Raw genomic sequence first — 14,924 nt, 5'->3', positions numbered from 1 at the left:
CGATCGCACCCACGAACCAAGAACGTCCCGATCACCGTCATGCAACACCAACGCCGCAGCAGGAGGATGAGCCATACCAGCATCCTCCCAGGAACAACCGTCCAATCATTAACGCCACGCCGTACTACGGGGTGGCTGATGCGAAACCAGACTCCTCTTCACTGCTTTACCGTATCCAGGCGCAGGCCGCCGGAGCGGACTTGAACACTCGTTCAGGAACTGCTCGGCCACTCCACGAGAACGGTCACCGCCGACACCTACGCCCACGTCCTGCCGGACACGCCCGCGACGCTGCCGAAGCCGCCGCCTTCATCGTGCCGCGCCGTCCCGTGAAGCCCACGCCGTCTGGCCTACCAGGGAAAGAGCGTCGCGCGGCGGGTCCACGCCAGATGCAGCGCTGCGGGCCGCGCTCACTTGAGGGCTGGAGAATTACGGAGGGCATGGCGTGGGTCATTCCACCGCCTCCGGCCATCGCCCGGAGCCGCCGCGGGACGGGCTCGACGTGGCCGATCCCGGATCATCGCCTGGGGAAGTCACGCATGGGGCTCTCCACGCCCACGCTTTTCCCGGATACGCGCCGGAGGTGTCAGGCTGTCGCCCGCTTCGGGAGCTTCCACCCGGGGCGGGGGAAGTGGCAGGTGTAGCCGTGGGGGTACTTCTGCAGGTAGTCCTGGTGCTCGGGCTCGGCCTCCCAGAAGTCGCCGGCCGGGGTGACCTCGGTGACAACCTTGCCTGGCCACAGGCCCGAGGCGTCGACGTCGGCGATCGTGTCCTCGGCGACCCGCTTCTGCTCGTCGCTGGCGTAGAAGATCGCCGAGCGGTAGCTGGTGCCGATGTCGTTGCCCTGCCGGTTCTTCGTCGAGGGGTCGTGCACCTGGAAGAAGAACTCGAGCAGCGCGCGGAAGTCGGTTTTCTCGGGGTCGTAGACGACTTCGATGGACTCCGCGTGGGTGCCGTGGTTGCGGTAGGTGGCGTTCGGGACGTCGCCGCCGCTGTAGCCGACGCGCGTGGACACGACGCCGGGCTGGTGGCGGAAAAGCTCCTCCATCCCCCAGAAGCAGCCGCCGGCGAGGATCGCCTTCTCGGTGGTCACGTCGGCTCCTTACTCTTCGTCGTGTCAGTGTTGGCATCACTCGTGAACAGGGTGCGGTATTCGGCGTACCCTGCGTTCTCCAGGTCGTCGAGGTGGATGAACCGCAACGACGCGGAGTTAACGCAGTAGCGCAGTCCACCCTTGTCGAGGGGACCGTCGTCGAAGACGTGGCCGAGGTGGCTGTCCCCGTGCAGCGACCGGACTTCCGTCCGGATCATCCCGTGGCCGACGTCTTCGCGCTCGACGACGTTCGTCTCGGCGATCGGCTTTGTGAAGCTCGGCCAGCCGGAGCGGCTGTCGTACTTGTCGACCGATGCGAACAGCGGCTCGCCGGACACGACGTCGACGTAGATGCCGGGCTCATGGTTGTTCCAGTAGGCGTTGGCGAACGGGCGTTCGGTGCCGTCCTTCTGGGTCACGCGGTACTGCTCCGGATCGAGCCGCGAAACGGCTTCCGGGTTCTTGTGGAACTGGGTCTGCTGGGGCACAGCTCTCCCTTCCCGGCCTTACGGCGCCAAGCTGGGACCAGGTGAAACGCACCTGGACGTGCAGACATACAGACACCCTACGGACCGGTTCTATTCCCCCGGCGGCCGCTTGCGCGGCCGTTCTTCTTTGGTGAGGACCGGGTCTCGGTGATCAGGTCGAGCAGCGGCCGCAGGGCCCGGCCGAGGGTGTCGCGGCGTAGGTGACGATCGAGAGCGGGCACGGGCCCGGGTCGCGCAGCGGCACCTGGACGGACAAAGCCGGAACGCCAGGGTTTCGCTATACCGGGAGCCGGGTTGTCGCAAGAGACCATGTCGCAGACAGTGGCACCGCACTGACACGGTATCCGGAGATTCGGTGCCCTACGCGCGGTGACATGCCCGGGGACCCACAGGGGTCGTCGGGTCTTTGGCCCCGGGCGACGCGAGCCGGCGGGCCCCTGTTAGGTAGGGCCGAGCGGAACAGCCTGTCCGTATGACGGATTTCGACTCGCTGTCCATCAACACGATCCGTGGCCTGTGCATGGACGCGGTGCAGAAGGCGAAGTCGGGGCATCCTGGTACGCCGATGGGTATCGCGCCGGTCGCCTACACCCTGTGGCAGCAGTACCTGAGATTCGATCCCACTGATCCGATCTGGCCGAACCGGGACCGGTTCGTGCTCTCCGAGGGGCATGCGTCTGCATTGCTCTGGTCACTCCTGTACCTCACCGGCGTACGTGCCGTCGACCCCGACTACGAGGTGCTCGGTCGTCCCGCGGTCACCCTCGAAGACCTCCGGACGTTCCGTCAGCTCGGCTCGCATTGTCCAGGTCATCCTGAATACCACCTGACGAGCGGGGTGGAGGCGACGACGGGACCGCTCGGCCAGGGCGTCTCCATGTCGGTCGGGATGGCGATCTCCGGCCAGTGGCTCGCCGCCCGGTACAACCGCAACGATGCCACGCTGTTCGACTTCGACGTCTACGCGCTGGCCGGGGACGGCTGCATGATGGAAGGCATCTCGTCCGAGGCGGCCTCCATCGCCGGGCACCAGCAGCTGTCGAACCTGTGCTGGATCTACGACTCCAACCGGGTGACGATCGAGGGGCACACCGACATCACGTTCACCGAGGATGTGGCTGCCCGTTTCCTCGCGTACGGCTGGAACGTCACGACCGTCGCTGATGCGAACAACCTGGACGCGATCCGGCGGGCCATACAGTCGTTCAAGGCCGAAACCGCGCGGCCGACTCTGATCGTCGTCCACAGCCACATCGGGTACGGTTCGCCGCTCGAGGATTCACCGAAGGCGCACGGTGCGCCACTCGGTGCCGAGGCGGTGAAGGCAACCAAGCGAATGTTCGGGCTGCCCGACGACAAAGATTTCTACGTGCCGGACGGCGTACGCGACTGGTTCGAGGGCGGGATCGGCGCCCGTGGGCAGGCGACTCGGGCCGCTTGGGAGGCGACGTTCAAGGAGTACGCCAATGCCTACCCGGACCTGGCCGACGAGGTTGAGCGGATGCAGCGCCGCGAGCTGCCGGCCGGCTGGGACGCGGTACTTCCGGACTTCCCGGCCGACCCGAAGGGGCTCGCCACCCGTGACTCCTCCAGCCAGGTGCTCAACCAGCTCGCCGAGGCGGTGCCGTGGCTGCTCGGCGGTTCGGCCGACCTGGCGCCGTCGACGAAGACGTTGCTGCGCTTCGAAGGTGCCGGCGACTTCCAGCCCGACGAGCGCGGTGGCCGGAACCTCCACTTCGGCGTACGTGAACACGCGTCCGCCGCCATCGCGAACGGGATGGCGTTGACCAAGCTGCGGCCGTACTGGTCGGGATTCCTGATCTTCTCCGACTACGCCCGGGGCGCGATCCGGCTGTCGGCGTTGATGGAGGTGCCGGTCGTGCACATCTTCACGCACGACTCGATCGGGGTCGGCGAGGACGGGCCGACCCACCAGCCGGTCGAGCAGCTCGCGTCGTTGCGGGCGATGCCCGGGCTGTTCGTGTTCCGCCCGGCCGACGCGAACGAGGTGGTCGAGACTTGGCGGGTCGTCGGTGCGCTCCGCCACGAGCCGGCCGCCCTGGTCCTGTCCCGGCAGTCGCTGCCGACCCTCGACCGATCCGTGCTGCACGGGGCGGAGGGAGTCGAGCGCGGGGCGTACGTGCTTGCGGACCCGCCGTCGGGTGGTACGCCGGACGTCCTGCTGCTGGCCACGGGCTCGGAGGTGGCGCTCGCCCTCAGCGCGCGGGACGAGCTGGCCACCGACGGGATCGGCGCCCGGGTCGTGAGCATGCCGTGCTGGGAGCTGTTCGACCGACAGCCCCGGGAGTACCGCGACGAGGTTCTCCCACCGGCGGTCACGGCCAGGGTCGGGATCGAGCAGGCATCGACGCTGGGTTGGGACCGGTACGTCGGACCGGCCGGCGCCGTCATCGGCATGGACACGTTCGGTGCGTCGGCGCCATTGAAGCAGCTGCTGACGAAGTTCGGCTTCACCCCGGAACGGGTGACCGAGGTTGCCCGGGCACTCGTCGCCGAGCAGGCGCGCCGTGCCGGCACCCCTCAACCCACCGCGCCGCCACCCGCCGCGGGACCAGCCTCCGCGCCCCCGCCCACCGGAAAGGACCGCCAGTGACCGCAACCCAGCAGCTACACGCTCGCGGGCAGAGCCTGTGGCTGGACAACATCACCCGCCGGATGCTCGACGACGGCGAGATCCAGCACTACATCGACAGCTACTCGATCACCGGACTCACCTCGAACCCGTCGATCTTCGACAAGGCGATCGAGAGCGGCTACTACGACGAGGCGATCCGCGCATGCGCGGCACCGGACCGCTCCGATGAGGAGGTCTTCTTCGACCTGGCGATCGAGGACCTGCGGCGGGCCGCGGACCTGTTCCTGCCCATCCACGAACGCACCGACGCCGTGGACGGCTGGGTGTCGCTTGAGGTGTCACCGCTCTTGGCGTACGACACCGACGCGACGATCGTGGCCGCCCAGAGTTTGCATGCGCGCGCGGCCCGCCCGAACCTGCTGATCAAGATCCCCGGTACTGCCGAAGGCCTGCCGGCGATCACCGAGACGGTCGCGGCCGGCATTCCCGTGAACGTCACCCTGCTGTTCTCCGCCGACCACTATCGCGCGGCCGCGCAGGCGTACCTCGACGGAGTGCAGCGGCGAGTCGACCTCAACCTTGACCCGGCGGTCGGTTCGGTCGCGTCGGTGTTCATGTCCCGGTGGGACGCGGCGGTGGCCGACCAGGTGTCCGCGCAGTTGAAGGACCAGCTCGGCCTGGCGGTCGGCCTCGACACCTACCGCGCGTACCGGCAGCTGCTCGACTCCGACGACATGCAGCGGCTGCTGAATGCGGGGGCGCGGGCACAGCGCCTGCTGTGGGCGAGCACCCGGACGAAGGACCCGGCCGCGTCGGACACGTTGTACGTCCACGGGCTCGCAGCGCCGTTCACGGTCAACACCATGCCGGACTCGACGCTGGAGGCGTTCCACGACCACGGCGAGGTCGGGGAGCCGATGCCCGCCGACGGCGGCGAGGGCGACCTGATGCTGGCCCGGTTCGCCGACGCCGGGGTCGACGTACACGCGCTCGCCGAGCGACTCCAGCGGGAGGGTGCGAAGGCGTTCGTGGCAGCCTGGAAGGACCTGCTGGAACGGATTTCCACCCAGCGCACCGCGCTCACCTGATGCACTGACAGCTTGACGCCGACACGTCGAATAGCGACACCCGCCGGCCGGCGTACACCATCACCGGAGGAGCGACCGATGCCGACCACTCCACTACGTGAACGACCCGCCTGGAAGGGGCTCGAGCAGCACCATGCCGAGATCGGCCCCCGGCACCTACGTGAGCTGTTCGAGATGGATCCGGATCGGGGCGAGCGGCTGACCGCCGAAGCCGCCGGCATCTACCTCGACTTTTCCAAGAATCGTGTCACCGACGAGACGCTGCGGTTGTTGATGCAGCTGGCGGAGGAGTCCGAGCTGGAACGCCGGCGCGACATGATGTTCGCCGGAGAGCCGATCAACACCTCCGAGCACCGGTCGGTGCTGCATGTCGCGCTGCGGATGCCGAAAGGCAGCTCGCTGGTGGTCGACGGGGTGGACGTCGTGGCGCAGGTGCACGAGGTACTCGACCGGATGGCCGAGTTCGCCCGGCGGATCCGCTCCGGCGAGTGGACGGGCCACACCGGCAGGCCGATCAGGAACATCGTCAACGTCGGCATCGGTGGCTCCGACCTCGGCCCGGTGATGGCGTACGAGGCGCTGCGCCACTACAGCAACCGCGATTTGACGTTCCGGTTCGTGTCCAACGTCGACGCCACGGACTTCGTCGAGGCGACCCGCGACCTGACCGCGGAGGAGACGCTGTTCATCATCTCCTCGAAGACGTTCGGCACGCTGGAGACGCTGACGAACGCGCACAGCGCCCGGGACTGGGTGGTCGGCGAGCTCGGCTCCGAGGACGCGATCGCGAAGCACTTCGTCGCGGTGTCGACGAACGCGGAGAAGGTCGCGGCGTTCGGAATCGACACGCAGAACATGTTCGGCTTCTGGGACTGGGTGGGCGGTCGCTACTCGATGGACTCGGCGATCGGCCTGTCCACGATGGTGGCGATCGGCCCAGTGCAGTTCGCGGAGATGCTGGCCGGTTTCCACGAGATGGACGAGCACTTCCGGACGGCACCGCTCGGGCAGAACCTTCCGGTGCTGATGGGGCTGCTCACGTGCTGGTATGTCAACTTCTTCGGAGTGCAGAGCATCGGCGTGATGCCGTATGACCAGTACCTCAAGCGGTTTCCGGCCTACCTCCAGCAGCTCACCATGGAGTCCAACGGCAAGCATGTGACGCTCGATGGCCGGTCCGTCGACTACGACACCGGTCCGGTCTACTGGGGCGAGCCGGGCACGAATGGCCAGCACAGCTTCTACCAGCTGCTGCATCAGGGCACCCGACTGATCCCGGTCGACCTGATCGGCTTCGGCCGGAGCCTCAACCCGCTCCGGAACCACCATGACCTGCTGACCTCGAACGTATTCGCGCAGGCGCAGGCACTGGCGTTCGGCCGGACCGAGGAGGACGTACGCGCTGAGGGCACGCCGGCCGACGTCGTGCCCCACCGGGTGATGGAGGGGAACCGGCCGTCGAACGTCCTGCTGACCAAGGAGCTCACGCCCCAGCTGCTCGGAGCGTTGGTCGCGCTGTACGAACACAGCGTCTTCACCCAGGGGACGATCTGGGGCATCGACTCCTTCGACCAGTGGGGGGTCGAGCTCGGCAAGGTCCTGGCCACCCGGATCGCGCCGGAGCTGGAGAGCGACACCGAACCCGAGCTCACGCACGACTCGTCCACCAACGCCCTGATCCGCCGCTACCGCGCGATGCGCACCTGACCGAGCACCACCCGAGCCGAGGGGGGACCAACCATGGCCACGGACAGACCCATGCAACTGGGCATGATCGGGCTTGGCCGGATGGGGGCCAACCTCGTCCGCCGGCTGACCCGCGACGGCCACCATTGCGTGGCGTACGACCGCAACCCGGCGACCGTGGAAGCGCTCGTGGCCGAGGGGGCTCGCGGCGCCAGTTCCCTCGAGGATCTCGTGGCCCAGCTGGACCGGCCCCGGGCGGTCTGGATGATGGTGCCCGCCGGCGTCGTCCAAAACGTCCTCGACCAGCTGGTCGGTCAGCTCGACGGCGACGACATCGTCATCGACGGCGGGAACTCCTACTACCGCGACGACATCACCCGGACGAGACAGCTGGCGGAGCGGCAACTGCACTACGTGGACTGCGGCACCTCGGGTGGCGTGTGGGGCCTGGAGCGCGGCTACTGCCTGATGATCGGCGGCGAAAGTCGCACGGTGGAGTGGCTCGACCCGATCTTCGCCACCATCGCTCCCGGCAGCGGGAGCGCCGCACTCACACCGGGTCGGACCCGCGACGGGACCGCGCCGCAGGGCTATCTCCACTGTGGCCCGAGCGGTGCCGGGCACTTCGTGAAGATGGTTCACAACGGTGTCGAGTACGGCATGATGGCCGCAGTCGCCGAGGGACTGTCGATTCTGCGGCACGCGAACATCGGCGAGAAGGGCCGCCAGGTCGATGCCGAGACCGCCCCGTTGCGCGACCCGGAGGCCTACCAGTACGACCTCGACGTGGCCGAGGTTGCCGAGGTCTGGCGCCGTGGCTCGGTTATCCAGTCCTGGCTCATCGACCTGCTCGCCGAGGCTCTGGCCCGTTCCCCTCAGCTGGACGGTTTCGCCGGTCGGGTCTCCGACTCCGGTGAGGGACGGTGGACAGTGATCGCGGCGATCGAGGAGAGCGTTCCTGCCGCGACTATCACCGCCGCATTGAACGAGCGGTTTGAATCCCGCGGGCTCGGCCAGTTCGCCGATGCCGCGATGTCGGCAATGCGCGCCGAGTTCGGCGGCCACGTCGAGAAGAAAGACTAAAGGCCCATGCAGCACGAGCTCGAAGTCCTCACCACCCCGGACGCGGTGGTCGCGGGGGCCGCCGACATCGTGGTCAAACGCTGCCGGGCGGCGATCAGCGACCACGAGCGGTTCACGTTCGCGGTGAGCGGCGGCCACACCCCGTGGGCGATGTTCGCCGAACTCGCCACCCGGGACCTCCAGTGGGACCGGATCGTGATCTTCCAGGTCGACGAGAGGGTCGCCCCGGACGGGGACCCCGCCCGCAACCTGACCCACCTGCGCGCCAGCCTGGGACGGGCGCCGGCCGAGGTGGTCCCCATGCCGGTTACCGACCCCGACCTGGACGCCGCCGCCGACAGGTACGCCGGGCTGCTGCCGGACCGGTTCGACCTCATCCATCTCGGTCTCGGCCCGGACGGGCACACGGCGTCCCTCGTCCCCGACGACCCGGTGCTCAAGGTGACCGACCATCTGGTCGCGGTCACCGGCGACTACCAGGGCCATCCGCGGATGACGCTCACCTATCCGGCACTCGCTCGGGCCGACCAGCTGCTCTGGCTGGTGACCGGGGCGGAGAAACAATCGGCATTGGCGAAGGTGCTCGCCAGTGACGAGTCCATCCCGGCAGGCCGGGTCGAGGCGCGGGAGTCACTCATCGTCGCCGACCGTGGAGCCTCGGGCTCATGACCGGGCAGGCGAGCCTGCGGGTACGGGGGAAACGGCCGCCGCGGAAGCCGGCACGGGTGTCAGCGGCTCGGTCCGCCGATCGTACGGTGCTCGACCGAGTCTCCGTGTCCGATGAGGATTTCTGCTACCAGGTCGGGCGGGAACAGTCCGTGTTCTACGAGTCCCGGTGTCGCGGCCAGCCGTGCCGCGAGCCGGGCGGGGTCTCCGACGTCGCCGTGGTAGTCGGCGATAACGCCGCCGTCGGGGCTGCGCGGCACGTCCCGGAGTGCCACCGGGGCAAGCCGGCGCAACGTGGTCGGCAGGCCGAACTCCAGCAGCTCGACCGGGATCGGGGGATGCAGTGCATCCACCGGCTTGCGCGAGTCGGCGATGACAACGAACCGGGTAGCCGCGGCGGCCACGATCTTCTCCCGGGTGTGGGCAGCGCCTCCACCCTTGACCAGCCAGCCGCCGGGCGCGATCTGGTCGGCGCCGTCGATGGTGAGGTCGAGATGGTCGAGGGTGCCGAACGCCTCGACGGTGAGCCCCAGCTCCTCCGCGGCCTGCCGGGTACGCGGAGACGACGCAACGCAGCGGATCGACTGTCGGCGCCGGGCGAGCGCCGGAAGCAGGTAGGCCACCGTACTGCCAGTGCCCAGACCGACCGTCATGCCGCCGGCGACGAGCTCCGCGGCCGCCTCGGCCGCCAGCCGCTTCTCCCGCTCGGCACGCTCCCGCTCGGCGCGCACCCGTTCGGCCCGCTCAGCACTCACACCGGCAGAGTCTCCCCGATCCCGCAGTGCCACACACCCACGGTCGCGCCCGGACCGTCCACCAGGGGAGGACCGCCCACGAGAGGAGAGATGGCGATGACCCTCGGCTACCGCAGGCCCCTGTATCTCCTGGCGTTCGACCATCGAGGATCGTTCGAGCGTGACCTGTTCGGCGCCAGACCACCGATCCCGCCGGCCGTACGCGACGGGATCGTGGACGCCAAGAACATCATCTACGAGGCGTTCACCCGGGCCGTCGACCACGGGGCACCGGCCGACGCGGCCGGCGTCCTCGTCGACGAGGCGTTCGGCACAGAGGTGGCCACAGCTGCCCAGGCGGCCGGCCACCTGCTCGCGATGCCGGTGGAGAAGTCCGGCCAGGCCGAGTTCGACTTCGAGTACGGCAGCGAGTTCGGTGCGCACATCGAACGGTTCGACCCGACGTTTTCGAAGGTGCTCGTCCGCTATAACCCGGAAGGTGACCAGCAGGTCAACGCCCGCCAGAACGACCGGCTCGCCCAGCTCACCAGGTGGCTGCACGACAGCGGCCGGACGTTCCTGTTCGAGCTGCTGGTGCCCCCGACCGACGACCAGCTCGCCCGGTGCGATGACAGCCACGAGTGGTTCGACCGCGAGCTGCGACCCTCGCTCGTCGTCGCCACCATCCGCGCCCTGCAGGAGGCCGGAGTCGAACCGGACATCTGGAAGATCGAGGGACTGGAAACCCACGACGACTGCGCCCGGGTCGTGGAGCAGGCACGGTCCGGCGACCGCGATGACGTCAGCTGCGTCGTCCTCGGGCGCGGCGCCGACGAGGCCAAGGTTCGCGAGTGGATCCGCATTGCGGCCGGCGTACCCGGGTTCATCGGCTTCGCGGTCGGCCGGACCCTGTGGGAGGACCCGCTGCGGGCCTGGCTGGCCGCCACCGTCACCGCGGACCAGGCTGCGGCCACGATCGCCGACCGGTACCGCGAGCTGATCGACCTCGCAGTCACCACGTCCGGTGTCATGGCAGGGGTGCGGCCATGAACGCCGGTACTCCACCGATTCGGCTGATGCTCGCCGACGTCGACGGCACCCTGGTCACGGGCGACAAGATCCTCACCGACCGGACAGTCGACGCGGTGGGACGGCTCTACGACGCGGACATCCTCTTCGCGATCACCAGCGGCCGCCCGCCGCGCGGCATGGCCATGCTTGTCGAGCCGCTTCGCGTCACAACGACCATCGCCGGGTTCAACGGCGGCATCTTCGTCCATCCGGACATGTCCGTCATCGAGCAGAGGACCATCCCGGACGAGCTCGTTGCACCCGTCACGGCGCTGCTGGAGGCATACCACCTGGACGTCTGGCTCTATCAGGGGACGGAATGGTACGTCCGTGACGCGAACGGCCCGCACGTAGCGCGCGAGGCCTGGACCGTGCGGTTCCCACCCACGGTCCTGGACCACTACGGCGACCAGCACGACGTCGCCAAGATTGTCGGCGTCAGCGACGACCTCGACGCGGTGGCCGCCGCCTCGAAGGCCGCCGACGCGGAGTACGGCGACCACGTGTCCGCGGCGCGTTCCCAGCCCTACTATCTCGACGTCACCCATCCCGAGGCCAACAAGGGCGGCGTGCTGGCGTTCCTGTCCCAGAAGTACGCGATACCGCCGCAGGAGATCGCCACCATCGGCGACATGCCCAACGACGTCCTCATGTTCGCCCATTCGGGTCTCTCCATCGCGATGGGCAACGCGAGCCTCGACGTGCAACGGGCCGCCCGCCGGTGCACCACAGCCAACTCCGATGAGGGCTTCGCGAACGCCGTCGAACGCTACGTGCTCCCGACGGCCGGCGGCGGTACCAGTCCTCGGTCGGACACCACGACCAGGGCCACGAGTAGGAAAGGCGGGCAATCAGATGGGACGTGAACGAATAGACGCAATGGTCATCTTCGGTCCGACCGGTGACTTGGCCAAGCTGCAGACCTACCCCGCCCTGGTCAGCCTGGTCGAGCGCGGGGCTCTCGATGTCCCGATCATCGGGGTATCACACCGCAGCGGGTGGGGGGCCGAGCAGCTCCGTGAGTACGCCGCCGAGTCGCTGCGGCACAACGGCATCGACCCACAGAGCCAGTCGGCGCAGCGGATGCTGGGGCTCCTCGAGTACGTCAACGGCGACCTCAACGACGACGCCACCTACCAGGAGATCGCCGACCGGCTCGGCTCCCGCCAGCGCACCCTCTTCTACCTGGAGGTCCCGCCGCAGCTGTTCGGCCGGATCGCGAACGGGATCGCGTCGGTCGGTCGTGACCGGGACGCTCGGGTCATGGTCGAGAAGCCGTTCGGCACCGACCTCCCAAGCGCGCAGGAGCTCAACGCCACGATGCACAAGGTGTTCCAGGAGGACGCGATCTTCCGCGTCGACCACTGGCTCGGCCTCGAGCCGGTCGAGAACATTCTGTACGTACGGTTCGCCAACTCCATCATCGACCCGCTGCTCAACAACACATTTGTCGAGAGCATCCAGATCACGATGGCCGAGGACTTCGGCGTCGCGGACCGGGGCCGGTTCTATGACCGGGCCGGCGCGGTCCGCGACGTGCTGCAGAACCACCTGCTGCAGCTCCTGGTCAGCGTCATCGCCGAAGAACCGAGCCAGGGGGTCCGGACCTGGCGGCACGAGCGGACCCGGGCGATGAAGGCCCTGCATCCCCTGTCACCGAAGGACGTGGTGCGAGGCCAGTACGACGGCTACCGCGACGTAGACGGTGTGGCACCGGACTCCACGGTCGAGACGTTCTTCGCCGCCACACTGACCTCCGACTCGGAGCGGTGGGCCGGCGTGCCGATCTCGATCCGGGCCGGAAAGTGCCTCCCGGTGAGCGCGTCCGAGGTCACGATCAAGTTCCGCCAGCCGGAGCACAATGTTTGCGGCCTGGAGTCCTTCCACGCCATGAACGACCTGCGGTTCCGGGTACGCCCGGAGACGGCGGTCTCGCTCACGCTCGCAGGCAAGAAACCCGGCATCGCGGCGCAGGCCCAGACGGAGGAGCTCACTTTCGCCCAGCAGCCCGGCTCCGACCCGCGGCCGTACGACCGGCTGATCGGCGCCGCCCTCGAAGGAGAGGACTTCTACTTCGCCCGCGAGGACTCCGTGGAGGCCGCCTGGCGGATTGTCGACCCGATCCTTGGCGATGTCGTACCCCTGCATAGGTACGCACCGAGCACCTGGGGACCGCAGGAGGCGGCCGACGTCCTCCCGGCCGGCACCCGGTGGCACGACCCGGCTGTCTAAGCCGGCCTCGGTCCGGCCGGTGGTTTGCGGAGAACGGTCCTGGCGGACGTCCTCGACACCAAGGCAGAAACAGAGAGAAACAGAGAGGAGACGGAGGCATGGACCCGGACAACCCACCCCGCCGCGTGGTGATCATCGGGGGTGGCTTCGCCGGCCTGGCCGCCGCCCGCGCCCTACGTCGCGCCCCGCTCTGGGTGACGGTGGTCGACCGTGCCGCCCATCACCTGTTCCAACCGCTGCTCTACCAATGCGCCACCGGGATCATATCGGAGGGACAGATCGCCACCCCGCTGCGGGAGGTTCTCCGACGCCAACAGAACGTCGACACCCTCCTCGCCGAGGTCGTCGACCTCGATCCCGCCCGGCGGCAGGTCATCGCACTGCGCCCCGGTGGGACCCGGATGGAGATCCCGTACGACGACCTCGTGGTCGCCGCCGGCGTCTGCCAGTCATACTTCGGCCACGACGAGTTTGCGGCTCACGCGCCCGGCATGAAGTCGATCGCGGACGCCCTCACGATCCGGCAGCGACTGTTCGGCGCGTTCGAGCAGGCAGAGTCGGCCCCTACCCCGGAGGAGCGCCAGCACCGCCTGACCTTCGCACTCGTCGGGGCCGGGCCGACGGGGGTGGAGCTAGCCGGCCAGATCCGTGAGCTCGCCACCCACACGTTGCGCAACGAGTTCCGTCTGAGCCACCCCGAGGATGCCCGCGTCCTGCTGTTCGACGGTGGGAGCGAGCCGCTCGCCTCGTTCGGCCCGAAGCTCTCCGCGCGGGCCAGGGACACCCTGCGGCGGCTCGGCGTCGAGCTGCACATGCGTGCCCTCGTCACCAGCGTCGACCAGGACGGCCTGACAGCGCGCAAGGAAGACGGCACCGAAGTCCGCCACGACGCGGGCACCGTGCTTTGGACTGCGGGCGTGGCCGCTCCGCCCCTCGCCCACGCGATCGCGCGGGCCACCGGAGCCGAGCAGGACCACTCCGGGCGGATCAGGGTCGAGCGGGACCTCACCATCCGCGGGCATCCGGAAATCTCCGTGGTCGGCGACCTCATGAGCGTCGACCGACTGCCTGGCGTCGCGGAGACCGCCATGCAGGCCGGTCACTACACGGGTGCCCGCCTCCGTCGGCTGGCAGAAGGGCGCGCCCACAGTCGCCATCCGTTCCGGTATCGCGACCTCGGCTCGGCTGCCTACATCGCCCGTGGCCAAGCGGTGGTGGCGAGAGGGCGGCTACGCTGCGGTGGGTTCATCGGCTGGCTGCTATGGCTCGTCGTGCACATCGCCTTCCTCACTGGCTTTCGCAACCGCCTCATGGCGGTCGCGACCTGGCTGGTGGCGTTCACCCGGGAGGTACGCCCGGAGCGGGCCTTCACCACCCGCGAAATCGACGCGGCCCGCGACATATACGCGGTCATCGCGGCGAGCCAGGCGGGGAAGCCGGCGCCATCGGGCGCCGACGAGGAGCCCGGTCTGGGGACCGTGCCGCGCCAGGTGACGTCCGAGCACGGACGGGAAGGCAAACCGACTGGCGCCGCGAAACCCGATGCGGGAAAACATGATGGTCCACCGGGATCGTCCTTCGGACGGCGCGGGAGCTCCGGGCTGGACGCGGGTACCTGAGCGCTGTGCCGGCCCGCGCCTTCGACTTCCCTTCGGCCGGGTGGCAACCAACCGCCGGCGACGACGTCACCGACGGTTCCGGTCGGCGCGGCTCGATGTTCCAGTATGGCCAACTGGTGGTTCGCGCAGAGTTTGTGCGCCACGCCGTGTACCACCTGAGGACGAAACCCTGCTTGGCCGGATCACATGCCTGCGCGGCAGAAGCCGGCAGGGCGGGATCGGTCAGGCGCGGCGAGGCGTTGGACGCGGAACGGCCCAGGCCTCCAGCGCCTGATCGAGGGCGAAAGGTGTTCAGCGTTCGGAAACGTCGTTGGCGAGGTACACCGGCACAAAGCGCCCGGCAGCGCTCAGCACAGCGGCGTACCTCACCCGACTGACACGCGCCCGGACAAGCGCGACGCCCCTGCCCATCACCGCATCACGCCAAGCGGCACCAACTAGCCTCGATCTTTCACGTGCCTGGAGGCGGTGCGGGTTGGCCGTGTCGATCTCCCGGTTGGTGGCTGGTTCTTGATGCGGGTGTGCGTGGCCACCGACGCTGTGTTCGCCGGTTCTCCGGGATCCTGGT

12 protein-coding genes are annotated in these 14,924 nt (G+C 68.6%); 9 read left to right on the top strand and 3 right to left on the bottom strand.

The features are described from left to right. Positions 1-586 precede the first annotated feature (586 nt). Positions 587-1,093 (bottom strand): peptide-methionine (S)-S-oxide reductase MsrA, encoded by a 507-nt coding sequence (gene msrA, locus ABNF93_RS34140; RefSeq protein WP_349332402.1) that lies wholly within the window; start codon positions 1,091-1,093, stop codon positions 587-589. Then, a complete protein-coding gene (msrB, locus tag ABNF93_RS34135) occupies positions 1,090-1,581 on the bottom strand; it encodes a peptide-methionine (R)-S-oxide reductase MsrB (protein ID WP_349332401.1) in 492 nt (163 codons plus the stop codon). Before msrB ends, msrA begins: the two co-directional genes overlap by 4 nt. Positions 1,582-2,053: 472 nt before the next feature. Between msrB and tkt the strand changes: the two genes are divergently transcribed. The 5 genes from tkt to pgl all read left to right on the top strand — a co-directional run bounded on the left by tkt (position 2,054) and on the right by pgl (position 8,703). After that, positions 2,054-4,195, top strand: coding sequence for a transketolase (gene tkt, locus ABNF93_RS34130; RefSeq protein WP_349332400.1), 2,142 nt, complete (start codon positions 2,054-2,056; stop codon positions 4,193-4,195). Then, the gene (gene tal / locus ABNF93_RS34125) at positions 4,192-5,265 is read left to right on the top strand and encodes a transaldolase (protein ID WP_349332399.1); all 1,074 of its coding nucleotides are present in this window, start codon (positions 4,192-4,194) and stop codon (positions 5,263-5,265) included. The genes tkt and tal overlap by 4 nt, the downstream gene beginning before the upstream one ends. 78 nt (positions 5,266-5,343) lie before the next feature. After that, the gene (gene pgi, locus ABNF93_RS34120; protein ID WP_349332398.1) at positions 5,344-6,972 is read left to right on the top strand and encodes a glucose-6-phosphate isomerase; all 1,629 of its coding nucleotides are present in this window, start codon (positions 5,344-5,346) and stop codon (positions 6,970-6,972) included. Between the two features lie 33 nt (positions 6,973-7,005). Beyond that, positions 7,006-8,034: a phosphogluconate dehydrogenase (NAD(+)-dependent, decarboxylating) gene (gnd, locus tag ABNF93_RS34115; protein ID WP_349332397.1), complete on the top strand. Its 1,029-nt coding sequence runs from the start codon at positions 7,006-7,008 to the stop codon at positions 8,032-8,034. Positions 8,035-8,040: 6 nt separating this feature from the next. Beyond that, on the top strand, positions 8,041-8,703 hold the full coding sequence (pgl, locus tag ABNF93_RS34110) for a 6-phosphogluconolactonase (protein WP_349332396.1): 663 nt from the start codon (positions 8,041-8,043) through the stop codon (positions 8,701-8,703). A gap of 59 nt (positions 8,704-8,762) precedes the next feature. On the opposite strand, the gene rpiA is transcribed toward pgl, so the two are convergent. Continuing rightward, positions 8,763-9,455, bottom strand: coding sequence for a ribose 5-phosphate isomerase A (gene rpiA / locus ABNF93_RS34105; RefSeq protein WP_349332395.1), 693 nt, complete (start codon positions 9,453-9,455; stop codon positions 8,763-8,765). Positions 9,456-9,545: 90 nt separating this feature from the next. Here rpiA and ABNF93_RS34100 point away from each other — a divergent pair, with 90 nt between their 5' ends. From ABNF93_RS34100 to ABNF93_RS34085, 4 genes are all read left to right on the top strand, one after another. Next, complete coding sequence (locus tag ABNF93_RS34100) at positions 9,546-10,484, top strand: 2-deoxy-5-keto-D-gluconate 6-phosphate aldolase domain-containing protein (RefSeq protein WP_349332394.1); 939 nt, start codon at positions 9,546-9,548, stop codon at positions 10,482-10,484. Next, positions 10,481-11,371: a Cof-type HAD-IIB family hydrolase gene (locus ABNF93_RS34095; RefSeq protein WP_349332393.1), complete on the top strand. Its 891-nt coding sequence runs from the start codon at positions 10,481-10,483 to the stop codon at positions 11,369-11,371. The genes ABNF93_RS34100 and ABNF93_RS34095 overlap by 4 nt, the downstream gene beginning before the upstream one ends. After that, complete coding sequence (zwf, locus tag ABNF93_RS34090) at positions 11,361-12,737, top strand: glucose-6-phosphate dehydrogenase (protein WP_349332392.1); 1,377 nt, start codon at positions 11,361-11,363, stop codon at positions 12,735-12,737. Before ABNF93_RS34095 ends, zwf begins: the two co-directional genes overlap by 11 nt. A gap of 98 nt (positions 12,738-12,835) precedes the next feature. Then, complete coding sequence (locus ABNF93_RS34085; RefSeq protein WP_349332391.1) at positions 12,836-14,356, top strand: NAD(P)/FAD-dependent oxidoreductase; 1,521 nt, start codon at positions 12,836-12,838, stop codon at positions 14,354-14,356. Positions 14,357-14,924: the final 568 nt, after the last annotated feature.

The sequence above is a fragment of the Actinopolymorpha sp. B9G3 genome, assembly GCF_040120725.1.
Lineage (GTDB): Bacteria > Actinomycetota > Actinomycetes > Propionibacteriales > Actinopolymorphaceae > Thermasporomyces.
Note: the sequence above shows the minus strand (reverse complement) of the source record. Positions and strands in the feature narration are given on the sequence as shown.

Coding starts and splice junctions, on each gene's coding strand:
- tkt (WP_349332400.1), top strand. CDS start 2,054: ATGACGGATTTCGACTCGCTGTCCATCAACACGATCCGTGGCCTGTGC.
- pgi (WP_349332398.1), top strand. CDS start 5,344: ATGCCGACCACTCCACTACGTGAACGACCCGCCTGGAAGGGGCTCGAG.
- gnd (WP_349332397.1), top strand. CDS start 7,006: ATGGCCACGGACAGACCCATGCAACTGGGCATGATCGGGCTTGGCCGG.
- pgl (WP_349332396.1), top strand. CDS start 8,041: ATGCAGCACGAGCTCGAAGTCCTCACCACCCCGGACGCGGTGGTCGCG.
- ABNF93_RS34100 (WP_349332394.1), top strand. CDS start 9,546: ATGGCGATGACCCTCGGCTACCGCAGGCCCCTGTATCTCCTGGCGTTC.
- ABNF93_RS34095 (WP_349332393.1), top strand. CDS start 10,481: ATGAACGCCGGTACTCCACCGATTCGGCTGATGCTCGCCGACGTCGAC.
- zwf (WP_349332392.1), top strand. CDS start 11,361: ATGGGACGTGAACGAATAGACGCAATGGTCATCTTCGGTCCGACCGGT.
- ABNF93_RS34085 (WP_349332391.1), top strand. CDS start 12,836: ATGGACCCGGACAACCCACCCCGCCGCGTGGTGATCATCGGGGGTGGC.